Source organism: Arthrobacter sp. SD76 (genome assembly GCF_049726125.1).
GTDB lineage: Bacteria > Actinomycetota > Actinomycetes > Actinomycetales > Micrococcaceae > Arthrobacter > Arthrobacter nitrophenolicus.
Genome location: NZ_JBNBLR010000001.1, coordinates 2,259,679 through 2,278,285 on the forward strand (window position 1 = coordinate 2,259,679; position 18,607 = coordinate 2,278,285).

The 18,607-nt window shown below is 60.4% G+C and carries 21 protein-coding genes; 10 read left to right on the forward strand and 11 right to left on the reverse strand.

Annotated elements, in window-relative coordinates:
* Positions 1-196: 196 nt before the first annotated feature.
* Complete coding sequence (locus ACPEE0_RS11130; RefSeq protein ID WP_009359631.1) at positions 197-466, forward strand: hypothetical protein; 270 nt, start codon at positions 197-199, stop codon at positions 464-466.
* On the opposite strand, the gene ACPEE0_RS11135 is transcribed toward ACPEE0_RS11130, so the two are convergent.
* On the reverse strand, positions 362-865 hold the full coding sequence (locus tag ACPEE0_RS11135) for a transposase (RefSeq protein ID WP_083875134.1): 504 nt from the start codon (positions 863-865) through the stop codon (positions 362-364). The genes ACPEE0_RS11130 and ACPEE0_RS11135 overlap by 105 nt on opposite strands.
* A gap of 245 nt (positions 866-1,110) precedes the next feature.
* Here ACPEE0_RS11135 and ACPEE0_RS11140 point away from each other — a divergent pair, with 245 nt between their 5' ends.
* Together ACPEE0_RS11140 and ACPEE0_RS11145 are read left to right on the forward strand one after the other, a co-directional pair.
* Complete coding sequence (locus ACPEE0_RS11140) at positions 1,111-1,605, forward strand: nuclear transport factor 2 family protein (RefSeq protein WP_160166622.1); 495 nt, start codon at positions 1,111-1,113, stop codon at positions 1,603-1,605.
* An 820-nt stretch (positions 1,606-2,425) separates the two neighbouring features.
* Positions 2,426-2,914, forward strand: coding sequence for a nuclear transport factor 2 family protein (locus ACPEE0_RS11145; protein ID WP_009359634.1), 489 nt, complete (start codon positions 2,426-2,428; stop codon positions 2,912-2,914).
* Between the two features lie 570 nt (positions 2,915-3,484).
* On the opposite strand, the gene ACPEE0_RS11150 is transcribed toward ACPEE0_RS11145, so the two are convergent.
* From ACPEE0_RS11150 to ACPEE0_RS11165, 4 genes are all read right to left on the reverse strand, one after another.
* Entirely contained in the window at positions 3,485-3,946 is a 462-nt protein-coding gene (locus ACPEE0_RS11150; protein ID WP_009359635.1) for a hypothetical protein, read from the reverse strand.
* Positions 3,947-4,129: 183 nt separating this feature from the next.
* Positions 4,130-4,930, reverse strand: a complete 801-nt coding sequence (locus ACPEE0_RS11155) for an NAD(P)-dependent oxidoreductase (protein ID WP_424574508.1) — start codon at positions 4,928-4,930, stop codon at positions 4,130-4,132.
* A 355-nt stretch (positions 4,931-5,285) separates the two neighbouring features.
* Positions 5,286-6,596 (reverse strand): NtaA/DmoA family FMN-dependent monooxygenase, encoded by a 1,311-nt coding sequence (locus ACPEE0_RS11160; RefSeq protein ID WP_083875138.1) that lies wholly within the window; start codon positions 6,594-6,596, stop codon positions 5,286-5,288.
* A 125-nt stretch (positions 6,597-6,721) separates the two neighbouring features.
* Positions 6,722-7,564, reverse strand: a complete 843-nt coding sequence (locus ACPEE0_RS11165; RefSeq protein WP_009359672.1) for an isocitrate lyase/PEP mutase family protein — start codon at positions 7,562-7,564, stop codon at positions 6,722-6,724.
* Positions 7,565-8,211: 647 nt separating this feature from the next.
* Between ACPEE0_RS11165 and ACPEE0_RS11170 the strand changes: the two genes are divergently transcribed.
* Positions 8,212-8,940 carry an SDR family NAD(P)-dependent oxidoreductase gene (locus ACPEE0_RS11170; protein WP_424575271.1) on the forward strand — a complete coding sequence of 243 codons (729 nt, stop codon included), beginning with the start codon at positions 8,212-8,214 and terminating at the stop codon, positions 8,938-8,940.
* 607 nt (positions 8,941-9,547) lie between these two features.
* Here ACPEE0_RS11170 and ACPEE0_RS11175 read toward each other — a convergent pair.
* Complete coding sequence (locus ACPEE0_RS11175; protein WP_009358204.1) at positions 9,548-9,922, reverse strand: MerR family DNA-binding transcriptional regulator; 375 nt, start codon at positions 9,920-9,922, stop codon at positions 9,548-9,550.
* 98 nt (positions 9,923-10,020) lie between these two features.
* Between ACPEE0_RS11175 and ACPEE0_RS11180 the strand changes: the two genes are divergently transcribed.
* The 6 genes from ACPEE0_RS11180 to ACPEE0_RS11205 all read left to right on the forward strand — a co-directional run bounded on the left by ACPEE0_RS11180 (position 10,021) and on the right by ACPEE0_RS11205 (position 13,325).
* Positions 10,021-10,209, forward strand: coding sequence for a flavin reductase family protein (locus ACPEE0_RS11180; protein WP_083875062.1), 189 nt, complete (start codon positions 10,021-10,023; stop codon positions 10,207-10,209).
* The gene (locus ACPEE0_RS11185; protein WP_009358203.1) at positions 10,206-10,472 is read left to right on the forward strand and encodes a flavin reductase family protein; all 267 of its coding nucleotides are present in this window, start codon (positions 10,206-10,208) and stop codon (positions 10,470-10,472) included. The genes ACPEE0_RS11180 and ACPEE0_RS11185 overlap by 4 nt, the downstream gene beginning before the upstream one ends.
* A 28-nt stretch (positions 10,473-10,500) precedes the next feature.
* On the forward strand, positions 10,501-11,592 hold the full coding sequence (locus ACPEE0_RS11190) for an LLM class flavin-dependent oxidoreductase (protein WP_424574509.1): 1,092 nt from the start codon (positions 10,501-10,503) through the stop codon (positions 11,590-11,592).
* Positions 11,586-11,834: a hypothetical protein gene (locus ACPEE0_RS11195; protein ID WP_424574510.1), complete on the forward strand. Its 249-nt coding sequence runs from the start codon at positions 11,586-11,588 to the stop codon at positions 11,832-11,834. Before ACPEE0_RS11190 ends, ACPEE0_RS11195 begins: the two co-directional genes overlap by 7 nt.
* A gap of 157 nt (positions 11,835-11,991) precedes the next feature.
* The gene (locus tag ACPEE0_RS11200; protein ID WP_424574511.1) at positions 11,992-12,894 is read left to right on the forward strand and encodes an LLM class flavin-dependent oxidoreductase; all 903 of its coding nucleotides are present in this window, start codon (positions 11,992-11,994) and stop codon (positions 12,892-12,894) included.
* Positions 12,895-12,965: 71 nt separating this feature from the next.
* Positions 12,966-13,325: a hypothetical protein gene (locus tag ACPEE0_RS11205; protein ID WP_424574512.1), complete on the forward strand. Its 360-nt coding sequence runs from the start codon at positions 12,966-12,968 to the stop codon at positions 13,323-13,325.
* 248 nt (positions 13,326-13,573) lie between these two features.
* Here ACPEE0_RS11205 and ACPEE0_RS11210 read toward each other — a convergent pair whose 3' ends face one another.
* From ACPEE0_RS11210 to ACPEE0_RS11230, 5 genes are all read right to left on the reverse strand, one after another.
* Positions 13,574-14,278 (reverse strand): ABC transporter ATP-binding protein, encoded by a 705-nt coding sequence (locus ACPEE0_RS11210; RefSeq protein WP_009358201.1) that lies wholly within the window; start codon positions 14,276-14,278, stop codon positions 13,574-13,576.
* Complete coding sequence (locus ACPEE0_RS11215; protein WP_424574513.1) at positions 14,275-15,975, reverse strand: ATP-binding cassette domain-containing protein; 1,701 nt, start codon at positions 15,973-15,975, stop codon at positions 14,275-14,277. Before ACPEE0_RS11215 ends, ACPEE0_RS11210 begins: the two co-directional genes overlap by 4 nt.
* Positions 15,972-17,066, reverse strand: coding sequence for a branched-chain amino acid ABC transporter permease (locus ACPEE0_RS11220; protein WP_424574514.1), 1,095 nt, complete (start codon positions 17,064-17,066; stop codon positions 15,972-15,974). Before ACPEE0_RS11220 ends, ACPEE0_RS11215 begins: the two co-directional genes overlap by 4 nt.
* A 134-nt stretch (positions 17,067-17,200) precedes the next feature.
* Positions 17,201-17,608, reverse strand: a complete 408-nt coding sequence (locus ACPEE0_RS11225; RefSeq protein WP_424574515.1) for a hypothetical protein — start codon at positions 17,606-17,608, stop codon at positions 17,201-17,203.
* Between the two features lie 199 nt (positions 17,609-17,807).
* Positions 17,808-18,500 carry an ABC transporter substrate-binding protein gene (locus tag ACPEE0_RS11230; protein WP_424574516.1) on the reverse strand — a complete coding sequence of 231 codons (693 nt, stop codon included), beginning with the start codon at positions 18,498-18,500 and terminating at the stop codon, positions 17,808-17,810.
* Positions 18,501-18,607 lie beyond the last annotated feature (107 nt).

The window sequence follows — 18,607 nt, forward strand, 5'->3', positions numbered from 1 at the left end:
AACAATGTTCTCTGGATTGCCGCCAGCGGTGTGGAGCCGCGACAAATGGTGGAACGAGCCAACGGCAATGAGGTCTACGCTCCGTACACATGAGATCCGTCGCCCCACCGCCTTGTCCAGCGCTTTTTCCACCACCAAACACAACTACCGAGGGCCGGAAGACAGTCTTTGCAGGGCCATCAGAAGAAGGAAACCAATGCCGATCTCCATCGGGCACCGCGCCATCTTTAGGGCATTCCGCCACCGCAGCAACTTTGCCCTGCGCACGGACAGCCCCGCTTGCATTACGGATAAACCGCAGCAGCCAGCAGCGGCCCCGGCGGTAGACGAGTTCCAGTGCTCACCCTGGGAAGGTCTCTACCTAGAACAGACACACCCGGTCACGCCCGTGGACGCGGACAACAGCATCAGCCGGCAATTGGATGTGTTCCTGGCCGAGCTGATGCAGGGCACCCTTGAAAATTAGATCGAGGAACTGGCAATAGCCCTCACGGCCTGCGAGGAAGGGGACGCCGCAGCTCCGTGATCTGATGCACCTCGTCGCCGGCCCAGACCCCAAAATCTCCCGCTCCCCGCTGGTTGTAACGCCCATGACCACGCAGAACGGGGTATTGCGCACCTGCCCGTCACGGACCAAAATCGACGACCGCGTCAACGAACAGCACCGGATATAACGATCCGTCGGCCGGGACGACCATCCGGCCTGCTCCCCCGCGACCTTCTCCTTGATGCGGCTGATGGTGACTTTGGTGACCTTGGCGCCATAAACCTCCTCGCAATGTGCGGGCATTTCGCCCGTGGTCAGTTCCCGAGCGGACAGCCGAGCACGATCTGATCGATCCCGTCCTCTCCCGGTGACGCGCATCAATATAGACCTGCGCGATGCTCGTCCATCGAGCCGAGGCCTGCACGATAATAGGAGCCAGTCGGCACTAACACCCTGAAAGGGATTGACTTACGTACGGTTAGTGTGTGTAATTGAGATCTCAAAGGCCACGGGGCTAAGACGCAAAGATGCAGTCCCTTGAGACCGTCGACTCACGAAGACCGTCCAACCCGACGGTCCGGCGCTCACGGCCCGGTCCGGTCCCTGATCTCGACGGCGCAACTATGGACAACATGGAAAGAGGCGGGGTGGATCCCATTACCAGACTGGAAGCAATCGAAGGCATCAAGCTCGTAAAGGCTCGATACTTCAGGGCAACCGATACCAAGGACTACGACCTGCTTCGCAGTGTCTTTGCGGATGATGTCGTGTTTGATGCCCGTGGTGTTGTAACGGACCCCGTCAGCGGCTTCAATTTGGCGCCGGGGACGGACGAGGTAATCCGCGGGGTTGACAATGTCATCAGCAGTAACCGTGCCGCTCTTGTAGACATAGTATCGGTCCACCACGCCAGTGTCCCCGAGATCGAGATCACCGGTCCGACGAGTGGTAGCGGAATCTGGCCGATGGTCGATCTGCTTCTTTTCAAAGAGGGGTCCCCGTTCAAGGAAATCGTCGGTTACGGCTTCTACCACGACACCTATGAGCGCATCGATGGGCAGTGGAAAATTAAGACGGTCCGCCAGGAACGCACCAGACTGGACTTCATTCCGTGGTAGCAAACGCTTAGGAAACTGCTGCATGGTGGCCGCTAGCGGAAGCTGGAAGACGATGAGCTGGGGCTTTGCTCTTTGGCGGCAGTGGGGGCAGTGACGGAGCCAGGCGGCGATCACTTTTCGGCGTACTTTGAGGAAGGCGTGCAGGCTCAGGCTGCCCCAGTTGCTTTGGGGTTGTGACGCGCGGCAGGGTGATGAGAAGGTGGGCTGCGGTGACGAGGGTGACGGGCCGGTGCCCGCGGGTGAAGGTTCGTCTTTCGAAGCGGGAGAGGTCGAGCGCGCTTTAGAGTTCCCTGTAGTGGTGTTCAATGCGCCACCGCATTTTGACTAGCCGGACCGGCGGGTTTAAGCGGCGTGTCGGCGGGAGGTCCGAAATCCAGTAATCGGTGGGGCCGCCTAGATTGGGCGGCCATACAGCCAGTATCCAGGGCTTCTGGCACGTATCTGGATCGATTCGAGCGCCGCGGCGGGACGTGGCTCATCGTCCACCGCGTCGTTGTCGTCGATACCACGCGAGTCCTTCCTGACGGAGTGTCGGGACCAGGGAACAACGATTCCCCCAAGGCGGGCACCGACTGATTGACTCGTCGTCGGGGTTCTTCATGTGACCACGATGGTCCAGAGCGCAGAAGATGTCAGCGTCGATCCGCGAGCCGGCCCCGTCGCCCACCCTGCCCACCACCCGTGTGGCGACCGGTCCAGTCCGCCGGGCGATATTGGCCCTCGAGAAGTCGCCGACCGATCCAACCTAAACAGCGCTGGGTGAAGCCAACGTCATGAAAGACCCAGCCGAGGTCAGAAACCCACACGAGAGGAATTCATTGTGAGCGCCGAATCTGATGCCCTAGAGGAGCAGTTGCAATTGCTGCTTGCCGAACGAGACATCCTGCGCGTCATTTTCCAGTACGCGCTTGCTATCGACACAGGTGATGAAGACTCTTTCGTAGATTGCTTCACCCCTGACGGCACCTGGGAATCGATTCGTCGAAACGGCGTCAAAAAGTTCGTGTCGGGCAGCGCCGAGCTCAGGCGCTTCGCTGAGGTCCATACGAGAGCTCCCGAGTCCTACCACAAGCACATTGTCACCAACTCCCGTCTGACGGTGTCGGGTGACTCCGCATCCGCCCTAAGTTACTGGATCCGTGTCGATGCTTTTCCGGAATCCTACGACGTGGAAGCCACCCTGCGGGCCCGAACGCCCATTGGTCCAAACCCCTTTGTCCTGGCTATGGGCACCTATACCGATTCTTTTAGGAAATGCCCGGACGGGCGTTGGCGCATCAGCTCCCGGTTCGCTGACAGACAGGAGTAGCCACCCTATGAATCGACGAACTACTCTAGTGACCCGGGCACGCGGTTGGATCTGACTAGGCTTGCACCTCGCAGATGCATCGACACCCGTTGCGCTGACTTGGGGTGATGTTCCTGGGTTGGCGACGGGGACATCGTGGTGGTGCATCGCAGGGATCACCAGCCCGCAACCTTGATGGCCTGCGTGCTCTAGGCAAGGGCTGACCCCGTAAGGCGTGGGTGTGGAAGTCGTGAAAGACAGCTCCGGTTTTCGCCGGAGAGGGCTTCCCCATGGCCAACTTCGTGCTCTCGCCATGGGTAGGCGAGGCACATCATCACTACGTCGTGACCGATGCCGGCCGATGCCGGATTCTTCCCGCAAAAACCCGAACGATCAACCCGCCTGGCGTGCAGCCGCCATGTCGGGGACTAACTCGTGTTCGTCGCCCAAAACAAGGCCGATGATTACACACTCCTTCAGGCGAGCACGGAGGGAGTCAAAGCCGAAGGCCGCGCGGACAAAGTTCCCCCGCTAAACCGCACGGGCGGCGGAGCATGTCGTATCGCTGAACATCTCAGCGTGTGGTGCCAATCACCTACCGGCGCGACGCAGGAAGGAGCCGGCGAGGAGGAAGAAGGCGCCGAGGCCGGCGGCGAATGCGCTGACACCGTAGGCGAGCACGGAGGTCATGAGGGAGGTGCGCAGCGAGGCCGCCGTCGAGAGGGCGACGCTCTGCTTGCGCAGTTCGGCGGCCTCGTCACTGCCGCCGTCTACTCTACGGATAGCGTTGCTGATGTCGGCGAAAGTGCGGCCGCCCGCCCCGCGCTCGGCATGGCGTTTAATGACGAGCGCCTGGACGTAGGCCGTCGCCGGACCCTGCACGCGCTTCCCAGCGAGTACCGGGGCATCGCTTGGCACGTCAATCTTCTCCGCTTGAAGTTGCTTTGTAACCGTGACCCAGGCGCCGGCTCCGGCGGCAACTAACAGTGTCCCGGCAGCGACGGCGAAACCGCCGACACCGCGCAGGGCTGAGGCGGTGGACGAGGGGGTCATGGGTAATCCTTTCGATCGTGTGGAGCACATCCCTCTAAGTGAATGCCTCCACTAAATGTTGCCCCAGTGGTTACTAAAAGCGGATCGAAACCCGGATCTCGTCGGCCTTAGCGGCGAGATCCTGGACGGGCAACGGCTAGGCAGGGGTCATGAGGGGAGCCTCCATGGGGACGGCGGATAGGGCTAGGTGTGCAGGACGATGTTGGTTGGTTCCTGGCCTGCACGCAGGTAGTTGATTTGGGTGTGGAGCAAGCGGGCCATGCGTGGCCCCATGGACGAAGACGCTCCACCGACATGCGGGGTGATGAGCACGTTTGGCAGACTGAGCAGGGCATGGTCATCCGGGAGCGGTTCAGGCTCGGTGACGTCCAAGGCCAACCGCAGGCGACCGAGCTGCGCATGCCGGGTCAACGCAGCGGTGTCAGCCACTTTGCCGCGGGCGACGTTAACCAGGAGAGCATCGTCAGGCATTGCCCTGAGGAAGGCATCATCAATCAGTCCCACGGTAGTGTCGTTCAGCGGCACGCAGACGATGACTATCTCTGCGTCCGGAAGCAGCCGGGGCAGTTCCGCAACCCCATGCACCACACCCCTGCCATCCTCGCGCCGACGGCCCGCAACCCTTGTGAGCTCCACTTCAAAAGGCGCAAGCCTGCTTTCGATGGCACGTCCTACCCCGCCGTAGCCGATCAGCAGCACTGACCGGTCGGCAAGGGAGGGATGCCACCGACGTGCCCGGTTCGGTCCCACGCGAATGATTTCCGGAAGTCCCCGCTGTGATGCAAGGACTAATGCCATGGTGAGCTCGGCGGTAGACGTTTCATGAACGGAACTTGCGTTGGCAACTACCTGTCCCGGTGCCATCGCCGCGCCAAAACCGTCATAGCCAATTGTCTGCGTTTGGATCAGCCGTGGGCGAAGATCGCGCAGGTGAGGCAGAGCCTCCAGTTCCCTCTGGTACGGCAACACTACGATGTCCGGCACGTCATCCCGGCCCAGGCCCCCTGCATCTCCCAAACGGCAACATCCACGCCGGCAGGGAGCGGACCAAGAGATTGCCGGAACGCTTCGTCGGGAACACTGAGCAGAAATGGGGACGCCATGTTGATTCTTTCCTGAATGTTGGCGGGGCAGATAATGTGAAGGCAGTCTTAGTAAAGCCCAGGCTGCCAAGGGTGTTCGGTCGCGGTTTTCCAGCCTTCGCCGACCGAGGCATGCGGCGTCGAAATTGCGTTAGGCGTCCGACCTGAGCTACTAGCCTGGTCGTCCGGGGTGCGTGCCTGTGGCCCCTCCAGGGGTGGGTGGAGGGGCCGGGCGTTTTTCGTGGTTGTTCGGCGGGTTAGCGCCTGAACAGTTTGTCGCGGAGGGTTCCGTTGCGGTACTCGCGCTGCATGAGGCCGCGCTGCTGCAGGACGGGTACTGCGTGTTCGAGGAAGGTGTAGGTGTTCTCAACGTCCTGGGTGTTGATGTTGATGCCGTCCACGCCGGCGTCGCTCCATTTCTGCAGTTCGTCGGCGATATGCTCCGGGGTGCCGACGATCCGGTCCGAGCCGATTTTGCGGACCATGTCGCGGAATGTCCATGACTTGTCTTCCGCGGACTCAGCGAATCCTTTGAGTATTCCCTGCATGGAGTCGGTATTATGTTCCGCCAGCGGCTTGTCGAGGTCGATCTGTGACAGGTCGGTGCCCATGGTAGAGCTGGCGAATGCGATAGCGGCTTCGGAACCTGCTTGTTCGTCGAGCTCCTCATGCTTACGCTTGGCTTCTTCTTCGGTGCTCACCACATGAACGGCCATGTATTGCAGGAACACGATGTCTTCTCTGCTGCGGCCGTTCGCCGAGAGCCTCCCGGTCATGTCGCTTATCAGTGTTTGAGCATCCTGTGGGGAGTTGGTACCGATGAACATCGCCTCAGCGTTACGCGCCGAGAACTCACGGCCGTCGTTGGAACTGCCTGCCTGGAACGTGACCGGCATGCGCTGCGGGGAAGGCTCTGTCAGTCCGATTCCTGGCACACGATAGAACTCCCCGTCATGTGCGATGGGATGCACGCGCGCCGGGTCCGCGTAGATTCCCCGGTCGATATCGCGGACAACCGCCCCGTCTTCCCAGGAATCAACGAGGAGTTTCCTGAGCACATCGACGTACTCCTGCGCACGCACATATCGTTTTGCGTGCCCTTCCATGTCATCAAAGCCGGAGTTGCGCCAGGCGGAGGGCTGGTATGAGGTAACGATGTTCCACGCCACCCTCCCCCGCGTCAGGTGATCAAGTGTCGCGACCCGTCGAGCGAACGAGTAGGGATGCTGCTGGGTCATGTTCGCGCTGAACGCGAACCCGAGGTTCTCTGTGGCACCTGCCAGGGCAGCGGTCAGAACAAGCGGGTCACCGAGCGGAAACGCCACCGCGTCGCGGATCGCTGTAGCGGGCGAGGACTTGTACGTGTCATGCACGCCGCTGAAGTCCGCCCAGAAAATCGCGTCAAAACGCGCCGCCTCCAAGGCCTGCGCAAGCTTTGTCTGATGATCGAGATTCAGGTAATCAAATCCCTTATTCCCGGGGTGGTTCCACGGCGTGCCCAGTGGTCCGCCCGGGGCGAAGCACGTGTAAAGGCAAAACCTCAAGTCACCTCGTTGTGTCTCAGTCATGGTGCAACGATCCTTAATCCGTCAGTCAATATCTGGCTTGTTCTTTCTCGCGCCGCGCCAGGGACACCGGCCGTACTGCGGCATCCCCGGGCGCGGCTGCCGGCCGAAAATCGGCAGGCCACAGCCTAGCTCTGCGGGAGCAGGCCCAGCCTGTGCGCCGTGGCCTTGTACTCTTCTGCTCCCAGGAAGGCGTCGAAGGCATCGTAGTCTTCGACGATATCCACCGTGGAGCCCTCACGTGCGAGAAGTTCGAGCGCCTGACGCATGGCCGACTCCGCAACAAAATTCGTCAGCGTGGGGTAAAGAACAATATCCGCGCCCTGCTCACCCATCTCCTTGGCGCTGTAACCCAGACCATTGGTCATCAGGATAGGCACCCGGGCTTCCTCGCGGAGCCGCTTATTCAGAACATCGCCCGGCTTCGGGGCCCTGGCAAGGAACAACACATCCGCACCAGCCTCCTGGAACGCAAGCAACCGGTCGATGGTGGCTTCTTCCCCTTCGCTCAGGAGCGCATCCGAACGGCCGATAATCAAGAAGTCCTCAGACTTCCGGGCATCCACCGCCGCCTTAATCTTGTCAACGGCCTGCCCGAGCGGGATCACCTGCGGGGTTCCCAGGTGCTTACCAAACACATGATCCTCAATATGGGTCGCACTCGCACCCGCCCGCTCCAACACCTGAACACTGCGGGCGACATGAATCGGGTTCCCAAACCCGCCCTCACCATCAACAATGAGCGGAACATCCACGATCGGGGCAATCCGGCGCACCATATCGGCAATGTCCTCAAGCCCGACAAAACCAATATCCGCCACACCATACTTCGAAGCAGAAGCCGCGTAACTACCGATATACGCGGCCTGGAACTTCAGATCCCGAACAAGACGGGCCGAAATCCCGTCATAAGCAAGCGGGGCAACCAGCGGAGAATTTTCACTGATCACTTCTTTGAGCGTACGCACCATTGGGTCAAAGCTCTTTCACTAGGGAATACATACCGGACGAATGCCGTAAATACACAAACAAGGCCACACCACCGCAACCCACACACGGGAAACGAACACCGGGAAAACAGCCAGCACCGCAAAGTCGGTGGGCCGCCCCGCCCGCCCGCGGCACCCCGGACGAACGGCCTTCAGCAAGGAATGCAACACCGCACCCCCGCATCAACTCCTCACTAAACCCGAGTTAAGCACAGAATCCGTACGTAAGTCAACGGTCCCCGCCCCACAACCCGCAACCCGGCAACACCCGCCACTCTCGGCACAATCAAAAAAAATATGTACGCACGCCCCACAAACCGCAAACCCTTACAACATGACCTTGGATGCTTCCGGGTCAAGAACAGGCGCTCGAGGCTGCGAGCTTCACGGCGCTGGCGGACCGGGATCATGGCCATCACGATGGCGGCCGGCACCCTATTGACTTACGTACGATGCGTGTGCTGAAGTGATCGAGGCCGACACCAACATATTCGCCCCTGGTGTCGCGTTTGGAGCATTTGCTCATTCCAGCGCATCCAATGAGGGATACGCACCACGCAGAAGATAGGGCCAGCTTAAATGTCACGTTTTAAGAGCAGGTCGCACTCATCACCGGTTCAGGCCGCGGCATCGGACGAGCCACCGCACTCAAGTTCGCGGAGGAAGGTGCCCTGGTACTCATCAACGACCTTCACCAGGAATCTGCGGACGCGGTCGTTGCAGAAATCAACTCGCTGGGCGGCAATGCTGCCGCCGCAGGGTTTGATATCACCGACCGGGAAGGAGCCGCAAAGGCTGTTCAGCAGATCGTTGAGGACCACGGGTCCATCGACGTTCTGGTCAACAATGCAGGCGGCGAGAACATGCAGCCTGCAGAAGCGTATGCCTCCTGGGACCGAGTGATTGGCGTCAACCTCACGGCAACCTTCTTCATGTCCCAGGCAGTCGCTAACGCCTCCATGATTCCGCGCAACCGGGGAGCCATCGTCAATCTGGCAGCCCTCGCGGGCCTTGCTGCCCTGCCCAACGACGCCGGCTACACCGCTGCCAAGCACGCGGTCGTAGGGCTCACGAAGGCCTTGGGCGTGGAGTGGGCAAAGTACGGTATCCGCGTCAACGCCGTCGCCCCGGGAATGACCGAAACGCCAGCTTCCTTTGAATGGCAGAAGCGCGAACCCGAGGCCTTTGAGGCGCGCATCGCACGGGTTCCGTGGAAGCGAATGGGCCGGGGTGAGGAGCAGGCTGCTGCCATTCTGTTCCTGGCCTCCGAGGACGCGTCCTTTATTACAGGCCACACGATTCCTGTTGATGGCGGTCAAATGGCCCTCAACCCTGGCCACTCGATCCGACCCCAGTAGGGCCTTGACGGGCACCGCGGCAGCGTCCCGTCACCCGCGGACCGGCGTTCACGCGTCCTTCCAAGGGCCGCAGGTTCAGTCCGGCCCGCTACCTACGTGATGCCCTAACGCATCCAGGACGGCCGAGCTCCCGAATATGGGCTCGGCCGTCCGGGTCTTAACTCCCCGATCAATTCGGCTCCCGTCGAAGAATCAAATGCCGCACCAAGGTGCGCACGAGAGCCTCGAACGATCCAGACGAGGACGTCACGTGCGGCTCCGCTGCGTGTCAGCGCTCTCGCTGGCCCTCGCCGCAAAGACCACCTTCCGTCCAACTGACGTGTCCCTTAGGGCCTAACCTGCCGCCGGCCGTGGAACCAGTCTGACACCGGCCCACCGGGATAGCGCCCAATCCTCCTCCGGGATCATGCACCGGGAGGCCTGTTTTCGCGCGCCTGCTTCTCTGCACCTCTAAGTCAACTCAGCGCCTTATCTTCCGCGTTGCATCATCTTTCCCCTACATGAGCTTGACTTTGGCGGCGCTGGTACGTGGGGCGGCCGGCTACTAGGCCGATGAATTTACTACTCGCTGCGTTGCCCGGCAGTGGAACTGTGGACGAACTGAGGGTTATTTTGTGGGTTGCATCGCCTGGTCCATGGCGGCGATATATCGGCTGAGGGCGTCACGGTTTTGCTTGAGAGATGCGATGCGCTCGATCATAGCGTCGCGCTGATTGACCAGCATGCGCCGCAGTTCGGGGTCTGGATCCCGAACGATGATTTCCTGGGATTGGTTGAGGCAGGGAAGAATGTCACCGATGATGCGGGTGGGCACACCGGAATCAACCAGGCCCCTGATTTTGGTGACCCGGTCGACGAGGTAGCCGTCGTAGTCCCTGTATCCGTTCGCTAAGCGCTGGGGTGTAATGAGTCCCTGTTCCTCGTAGTAGCGCAGCATGCGGGTCGCCACGCCGGTCCTCGCGGAGAGTTCACTGATCTTCATGACCCTCAGCCTAACTTGACATTGACAGGGTGTGAAGGTTCCAAGATGGAGTTATGCACCAAAATTCTTTGTCATCCGGGCCTGTCACCGCACTCGAGATGCGTCACGTCCTTGCTGGATTCCCCACGGGTCTTGTCCTCGTCGCCGCCGAGGTTGAGGGCAAAGTCGTTGGACTCTCGGGGAACTCCTTCGCTTCGGTCTCTCTTGACCCGCCCCTTGTGTCCATATCGTTCGCGCACACATCAACGAGCTGGCCTGCCCTGCGGAAGGCCCCTCGCTGGGGGTGAGCGTCCTGGGTGAGCAGCTGGCGCATGTTCTGCAGGAGTTGCGCCTGCCTTCCGCTGAACGGTTCGCCCGTCTCAATATGCAGGTCGAGTCCGGTGCTGCTTTCGTGGCCGGCGCCCTTGCAAGGCTCACGGTGCAGCTCGACACAGAAATCGAGGCCGGCGATCACGCCTTGACGCTGCTGCGGGTTCTTGAGCTTCAGCGCGACACCGAGCAGCTTCCCCTCATCTTTTTCGGCAGCGGCGCGCACCGCCTCGCCCGCTAACAAGCCCCTACGACTAAGGACCACCCACATGACAGAGAAGAAACTCATCCTAGGCTTGGCGCTCCACGACGGATCCGGGGCGTTAAACAACGCCTGGCGGGCCCCTCAGGTCAACCCGGAAAACTATGCGAACTTTGAAGCGAACATCCGTTATGCGCAAGCGGCCGAACGCGGCAAGTTCGCCTTCCTCTTCATCCCGGATTTCCCCGCGGTGCGCGGAGACATCGAACACGGGGGCGTGCGCAACATCATCGACCCGATGATCGCACTGACTGCCATCTCGCAGGCCACCTCACGCATCGGGTTCGTGGCCACCGGTTCCACCTCTTTCCAGGAGCCGTTCAACCACGCACGTCAGTTCAAGGCGCTGGATGTGCTCAGCCACGGCCGTGCGGGCTGGAACGCCGTCACCACGAGCGACCCCGCGGTGGCCGCGAACTACGGTAAGCCTGTCGCCGAACGCTCGGAACGCTACCAGCGGGCCCACGAGTCCATTCAGATCGTCCAGGCGCTGTGGGGCAGCTGGCAGAAAGAGGCTTGGATCAAGAATCAGGCCTCCGGCCAGTACATCGACAGCTCGAAGCTTCAACCGGTCAACTTGCAGGGTAAGTACGTAGCCTCACGCGGACCCCTGGCAATTCCGCCCTCGGAGCAAGGCCAACCCGTGATCTTCTCCTCCGGGGGTCCGAGTCCTCACTTGCTGGCTCTCGCGGGCCGTTACGCCAGTGGTTTCATCGGTGAGGTTTGGACCATCGAGGACGGAAGGGCGCAGCGTGCGATGGTAAGGCGCGCCGCGGAAGAGGCCGGCCGTGATCCCGATGACATTAAGTTCTTCGCCGGGATCATGCCCACCGTTGCCCGAGTGTTCGCGAGGGCCTCGACCGTCGAATCTCGATCCTTGGAGACACTCTCAAAGCACAGGTACCCCAGCTGGCTAACATGTTGGGAGTACAGATCGACCGCAGACGACTCGATGAGCCTCTCACCACCGAGCAGCTCTCCGGAGCTTACCCGTCACGGGATCCACGCTCCGGTATCGCCCTGGACGTCGCCCGCCAGGGCTGGACTGTCCGCGACATCCTCGCCCACGGCGTCATCGACTACCACCCCACCGTGGTAGGCCCGGCAGCACTGCACGCCGACCACATTCAGGAGTGGTTCGAAGCGGAAGCCGCGGATGGTTTCTGGCTCTCACCTGACATCTTCGAGGACGGCGTCGATGCCTTCGTCGACGAGGTAGTACCCGTGCTCCAACAACGCGGCATCTACCCAAGCGACTACATCGGCACCACCCTTCGCGAGAACCTCGGCGTCGCCGAACAGTACGGCCTCGACCCCCGGGTCGTCGGCACAGAAGACTAGCCCCCGCAACCACCAGCATCGCCTTATCACCCGTTGGTGGCAGCCAGGGAGATGAGTCCTGTCAAGGGCACTCCGGCGGCGGTCCGGCGATCCCACCGATCACATACAGGTGTGCCCCGAATAGGCCACCAATCAGTACGACCATGGAAGAACGTAGATGAATAGCGAACACATGATCCTGGGCGTAGCCCTGACGAACAGTTTTGGTGCGCACCCTGCTGCCTGGCGGTTGCCCCACGTGAACCCAGAGGCCTACACCGACATAGATGTAACGGTTGAGCATGCCCGGACGGCAGAGCGGGGTGGTCTACAGTTCGTTTTCATCGCTGACCGGCTGTTCCTGCACGGAGACCTGGCCGTATCGAATCCGCTGTTCAACATGGACCCGATCGTTACGCTGTCGGCGGTCGCTCAGGCGACCGAACGGATCGGGCTCGCCGGCACGGCCTCCACATCCTTCTTTGAGCCATACCTGTTGGCCCGTCAGCTCAAAACCCTCGACGTGATCAGCAACGGCCGGGTCGGCTGGAACGCGGTACCAAGTTTCGAACCCGATGCATTCGCGAACTTCGGCAAGGAACCCCCTGCACGGGAGAAGAAGTACGAACGACTTCACGAAGTAATGCAGGTCGTCCAGGCGCTGTGGGGCAGCTGGGGGTACGAGGCAGGCAAGCCCGACCAGCAGGGAAGGTACGCCGATCCGGCACATGTGAAACCGGTGAACCTGTATGGCACCCAGGTCGGGACGCGCGGCCCGCTACCGGTTCCTCCGTCCGAGCAGGGACAGCCGGTCATCATCATGCCCGCTAGCAGCGGCTACGGCCTGCAAGCGGCGGTCATGTACGCGGACATCATCATCGCCATGCCGTCCAGCATCGAAGAAGGCCGGGCGCAACGCCAGGCCATCCGACAAGCCGCAGCACAGGCCGGCCGGAATCCCGAGGACATCAAGTATCTCGCCTTCGCCGGCTTCACCACCGGCGACACCGAACGTGACGCCCTCGACACCCGCCTCGCGCTGGACGCCCACACCGACATCCGCGGCCCCTGGCACGCCTGAGCGCTTACCTTGGCCTGCAGCAGCAACTCACCCGTCCCGACGAACCCCTCACCACAGCGCAGCTCACCGCCGTGCAAGCTCACCCCCAGGACGCGCGGTCAATTCGCGCAGTCGAGCTCGCCCACGCGGGATGGTCACCCCGTGACATCCTCGCCCACGCCGTGTTCGACCCTTACCCTTCCGTCGTCGGAACCGCCGGACAAGTCGCCGACCACCTCCAGGAATGGTTCAAAGCCGGCGCTGCGGACGGCTTCATGCTCAACTTCGACGACTTCAGCACCGAAATCGGCAACTTCGTCGAACAGGTCATCCCGGTCTTACGCGAACGTGGCATCTTCCACAACACTTACGAGGGTAAAACCCTCCGCGACCACGTGGGAGTGCCACCGCAGTACGGAGTCAACCCCCGCATCACGACCGGCCCCCAATGAGGTGTCTTGTCCCAGGAAACCGCTTTTCAGACATGACCTAGAACTTCAAACAGGAAGAACGCTCTGGAGACAAGAAAATCAGGTACCTGGCCGACGCTGGGGACCACGGCATGCTCGCCCTGATGCCCAGCGTGCTTGTCCAGTTGGAAGTACATTCCCCAGTATTGAGCAGGTTTTTCCGCACCAGGCCTAAAGACGGCGTGTCAGACCGTCATTCCCACAATCCCGTCAAAACCAGCACACCTAGCCTAGCTATCCGCGATGCCGGACAGGTAGGACTCTTCCAGCTCTTTGACTTGGGCACCGATATGGTCCGAGGGGCCCTGGAGAATGACCTTTCCGTCGCGGAGGACATAGGCTCGGTTGGAGACAGCGAGGGCGAGTTCAACCTTCTGTTCGACGAGGATAACGCCGATGCCATGCGTAGAGGCAGCGTCCCTTACCACGTCAAGGAGTCGGTGAACCACGAGCGGGGCTAGTCCGAGGGAAAGTTCGTCGATGAGTAGGAGTTTAGGCTTTCTGCTCAGCGCGCGCGCGATGGTTACCATCTGTTGTTCGCCGCCGGAGAGGAGTCCAGCAGTGCGGTTCATGAGGGGTTCGAGTTCGGGGAACATTTGTAGGCACTCTACTGCGTCCGCTCCACCGACCCGGAAATTTTCCGCAGTCGTAAGTTGCATGAAGACAGAACGTTCTTCGGTGACGAACGCGAGCCCATCTGCAGCCCGTTTATAGAGTGCGTCAGTTCGTTTCCGTCCGAACATCTCCACGGTGCCGCTGAGAGCAGGGAGTTCTCCCGCGATCGCAAGTAGCGTTGTCGTTTTCCCCGCCCCGTTAGGACCGAGCAAAGCTATCACTTCTCCAGGCTCTACAGAGATGTCGAGGTCTGTTACGAAGGCGTGTCCATGGTAGCCGGAGGAAAGTTGGTGTGTTTCAAGCACTGCGGACATAGTCATACCTCCACTCCGCGCCCTGCAGCGTCAGATAGGTTGTGTTCCGTTTCGTCGGTTCGTTGGCCCAGGTAGGCCTCGATGACAGCCGGATCTTCTTGAATTTCCCTTGGCAGGCCCATGGCGATTCGTTTTCCTGTCTCCATGACCACGACTCGGTTGCTGACTCCCATCACTAGTCCCATATCATGTTCAACCAGCAGGATGGCTACTCCCCAGCTCGCTATCTGCCTTATCACGGCTTCGAACTCGCGGGTTTCATCGTCGCCCAACCCGGCGGCGGGTTCGTCAAGTAACAGCACCGAAGGTGAACCAGCCATCGCTCTGGCTACGGCAATGAGTCGTCGCTGCCCGTAGGGCAAGTCATCCACACGCTTGTCAAGTACGTCAATAAGTCCGAACTCCTTGACCACCGCGAGTGCGATGGGGTTCAGGGTCGGGCGTTTGGACCAGAAAAGGTCGCGGACGTAGTGGCGTACGCGTCCGTCATCAGCGGCGATGAGAAGGTTATCGCGCACGGACAGGCTCTCGAAAAGCTCCAGCGACTGGAAGGACCGCGCCATGCCTTTCCGGGATCGGATGTGGACGGGAGCGCGGGAGACGTCCTCCCCGTTGAGCAGGACGCGTCCCGTACTCGGCACGAATCCACTGATCGCGTCAATACACGTACTCTTACCGGCACCGTTGGGCCCGATCAGGGCTACGACTTCGCCTGGATCGACATGGAACGATACGCCATCCACCGCTACGACCTTCTGCCCGAAACGCACACCCAACGAGTCGACCACCAACCGCACCGGAGGGACTGAGATTGCGGCAACCTCGGGGCCGATAACATCCAGAAGGGCGCTTCGGCCATCCTTCCGTTTGGTCTCAGGAGCACCCTGGGCCGATGGGCGGGCTGCTGCGTCGTTCCCTTTGGTTTGCTTACCGCGAAGGCGGCCACGTATTGCCGCGGCGGTCCGTACCCAGTCGCGAGCGAACCCGTCTGGCTGCAGGAGAACAAACAAGATGACCATGAGTCCACTTATGACCTGCAGCCAAGTGCCCGTGGCACCCGGCCAAATTACGTCGATCAGCCAGCTCCCGAAAGAACCCGGAGCGAATTGACCGCCGGCTGGTGCACCGATGATAAATCCGACGCCGCCCAAGAACGCGTAGGCGATGACTGAGATTGATTGCATTGGAGAGAACGTGGCGGGGCTGAAGGCGGGCGACGAGAATGCCAGAATGATGCCACCCAGGCCTGCGATCGCCGCCGACACCCCAAAAACGTAGAACTTCGCACCGATGACGTTTACTCCCAGCGCGGCGGCGGCACGATCGTTTGTCCGAACGGCTAGCAGTCGCCCGCCCGCTGTTCCACGACGAATCGACGCTGCGATTAGGCAACAAGCGAGGAAGACCACAAACGCGAAAATTGCGTAGCCCTGAGGGTTCAGGAACGGGTCCAGGTCCATGCCGAACAATTCAACCTTCGGGATGAACACACTCCCGAAGGGGCCCACAAACAGCTCATTCTTGAAAATGAACTCGGCCGTGATGCTCGCAATCCCGAGCGTCACAATCGCGAGGTTGATACCGTTCGTCCGCAACGCCGGCAATGCAAAGGCCAGCCCAATCAACACCGTCGCTATGACCGCAACCACCATAGCCAGCGGCAGTGAAACACCAAAAGATGCCACTGAATGGGAAGCAATCAACCCGGCGACCCGGCCAAAGCTGCCTGCGCCAATGACAGCTGACCGGAGTACCCGATCAGCATCACCACAGACAACACGATGAGCGACCACCCGAACGTTGCTATCGCGGCCGCGAGGAAGGGGTCATTGAACCAAAACCCTATCCCCGCCGCAATCACGGCGACAATAACCGTAAGGGTTCCCCATCTGATTTGCCCTGTCCCAACCATCGGCAACCGTTCAATAACATGCGAGCGGCCGACCCGTTCCTTGCCCCGGACAACCAACAAAATCAGAATCAGAATGAACGGAAGACTCTGAGACATCCCGGGGATGGGAATGAAGCTGAAGATCAAGGATTGACCTACACCAACCACTACCGACGCCCCGAGCAGCAACGGGAACGACTTGAATGATGCGAGAAGAACCGCAGCGAGCACAGGGATGATCATCAACGGCATCGTGTCCACGCTAATCGTGGTGATAGGGGCGATCAGCGTTCCTGCGAGCCCCGCAAGACCTGCACCAACAGACCAGGTCAACAGTCCCAACTTCACGGGCGACCAACCGAGTGCAGATGTCGCCCGCGCGTTTTCCGCTATCGCCCTCAGTGCCAAGCCCACGGCGGTGTGCTTCGCGGTAAGCCACAAGACCACTGTTACAACAATCGCGATCCCGAAGAGAATCAGTCGATCCCAGCTCCCGACCACGCCCAGCACATCTATAGTGCCCGACGGTAGGAACCGTTCAACATTGAATGGACCCGTGCCCCACACGATCACGACAACGCCTTGGATGAGGATAAGCAAACCCAGCGTCGCGATCGTCCGCGCGGTAGCCGAACTTTGCGCCAAAGGACGCATGATCACCAGGTACACCAGAGCACCAAGGGCCGCTGTGGCTGCGACAGCCAGAATGATCGCAACGCCCCACGGCAGACCCAACTGGCCCCTGAGAGTGAGAAACAACATCGCCGCAACAAGCGCCATTGCACCATGTGCGAAGTTCACCACACCCGAACCGCGATTGATGAGAATCACGCCGCAACCCAACAAGGTGTATGCAGCGGCGGCGCCAAGGCCAAGAACCATGTACTGAAGAACTTCAATCAAAGTGTTTTCCAATCAGCGACGAGAAAGCCAACGTCTAAACGCACAGTGCGAGCAGGACTCGGCGCCATCCTCGCGCCTGGTATCAAGAGACAATGTTGCGGCCGGACCCGGCCCGGGCTGCTGAATCCGAACGATCAGACTCGAAAACAGCCCGGACCGGGCCAGTTACTTGCTGTTTTATTCAGCATCGGAACCAGATCAAAGGGAGCGAGGTCCATGGCAGCGATCTTCCCACCCTTAATTTCGTTGAAGTACGAAACCATTTGTGGCATCCGCTCATAACCGGCAGGGCCCGCCACACCAGGGGTCCACGTTTGGAAACCAAAAAGGTCAATACTCGTATCTGACGCATTCAACGTGTCGGTCAAAGTCTTGGCAGTCACGTCGTCACCGGGGATGAGCTCAACGGCCTTAGCCAGCGCGTAAACGGACAGCCACGCATTAATGTCGTTGTTCCACGACGTATCCAGGACCGCGTCGGCGATCCATTCCTCACCCGTCACACCAGCGTGGGCGCCCCGATCCTGGATGTACTTCTGCATAATCGGCCAATCCGCATGTGCCCGAGGGGACGGGAATGCCGCGGGAGTGAGGTATCCCTCAAGAAGCTCGCCATTCTGCGCGGCCTCCTTTTCCGTAATTGCCTGAGGATTCCCTGCATACAGTGGCTCGAAGCCGATGTCCCGGGCAGCCTTGATAAGCGCAATGGACGTTCCCCCTGAGAGGATCTGAACGACGGCTTCAGGGCCAATACCCTTCGTTTTTTTGAACCGCCGGCGAGTAGTCCGGTAAACCCGCGTTAGGCACCTCCAAGGATTCCGGAGCAACGTCCAGTCCAAATTCCGGACCGAAGGTCGAAATCTGCTCTGCGAGGATGCCGCAGGCCGGATATTCACACGCTTGGGACATGACCCGCTTCACCCCCAACTGCTCAAGCACTTGGGGAATCCCAAGGTTTGAAGCAGTCGCACCGGCCGTGATGGGGAAGCTTGCGGGACTGGTGAAGTCCGCCGGATTGGAATAGCTGAAGAGTCCGACTGAGGGGATTCCCGCGGCAGCCAGAAGAGGTAAGGATTGATCCGACTGAATATCATCCTGCCCCACCCACGCGACGATGTCCTTTGCCGATCCTTGCCGCGCGCAAACCAAGGCCTGCTGCGCCTCGAACCGGTTGTCGCACGCGACCAGTTCGATCTGGCGGCCCTTGACTCCGCCGTTCGCGTTAATCGCTTTCACTGCCGCTTCGGCGCCAAGCAGCGTCTGCGGGTGAGAGTTTATGGCGTTCTCCCCGGCGTAGCTGAGAAAAACCTTGATGGTATTTCCCGACCCTTCCTGGGCCGCCTGCCCTGAACATCCCGACAAGACGAGCGCCGAGGCCGTCATAGCGGCAACGGCCAAAGCCGCTTTTCGTAGATAGCCGAAGTTTCGGTTCATACAAAATTCTCCTTAGTGAGTACCTGGGCCGCATTCGGGCATCATTGCCGCGAGTACAAACCGGCGCTTCTGACGGTGGACGTCCATCGCCCAAGACCGCCCGACTA

Excerpts from the sequence above, each read along its gene's own strand:
- ACPEE0_RS11130 (WP_009359631.1), top strand. The coding sequence starts at position 197 with ATGCCGATCTCCATCGGGCACCGCGCCATCTTTAGGGCATTCCGCCAC.
- ACPEE0_RS11135 (WP_083875134.1), bottom strand. The coding sequence starts at position 865 with ATGCGCGTCACCGGGAGAGGACGGGATCGATCAGATCGTGCTCGGCTG.
- ACPEE0_RS11140 (WP_160166622.1), top strand. The coding sequence starts at position 1,111 with ATGGACAACATGGAAAGAGGCGGGGTGGATCCCATTACCAGACTGGAA.
- ACPEE0_RS11150 (WP_009359635.1), bottom strand. The coding sequence starts at position 3,946 with ATGACCCCCTCGTCCACCGCCTCAGCCCTGCGCGGTGTCGGCGGTTTC.
- ACPEE0_RS11160 (WP_083875138.1), bottom strand. The coding sequence starts at position 6,596 with ATGACTGAGACACAACGAGGTGACTTGAGGTTTTGCCTTTACACGTGC.
- ACPEE0_RS11165 (WP_009359672.1), bottom strand. The coding sequence starts at position 7,564 with ATGGTGCGTACGCTCAAAGAAGTGATCAGTGAAAATTCTCCGCTGGTT.
- ACPEE0_RS11175 (WP_009358204.1), bottom strand. The coding sequence starts at position 9,922 with ATGAAGATCAGTGAACTCTCCGCGAGGACCGGCGTGGCGACCCGCATG.
- ACPEE0_RS11180 (WP_083875062.1), top strand. The coding sequence starts at position 10,021 with ATGCGTCACGTCCTTGCTGGATTCCCCACGGGTCTTGTCCTCGTCGCC.
- ACPEE0_RS11190 (WP_424574509.1), top strand. The coding sequence starts at position 10,501 with ATGACAGAGAAGAAACTCATCCTAGGCTTGGCGCTCCACGACGGATCC.
- ACPEE0_RS11200 (WP_424574511.1), top strand. The coding sequence starts at position 11,992 with ATGAATAGCGAACACATGATCCTGGGCGTAGCCCTGACGAACAGTTTT.
- ACPEE0_RS11210 (WP_009358201.1), bottom strand. The coding sequence starts at position 14,278 with ATGACTATGTCCGCAGTGCTTGAAACACACCAACTTTCCTCCGGCTAC.
- ACPEE0_RS11225 (WP_424574515.1), bottom strand. The coding sequence starts at position 17,608 with ATGCAGAAGTACATCCAGGATCGGGGCGCCCACGCTGGTGTGACGGGT.
- ACPEE0_RS11230 (WP_424574516.1), bottom strand. The coding sequence starts at position 18,500 with ATGAACCGAAACTTCGGCTATCTACGAAAAGCGGCTTTGGCCGTTGCC.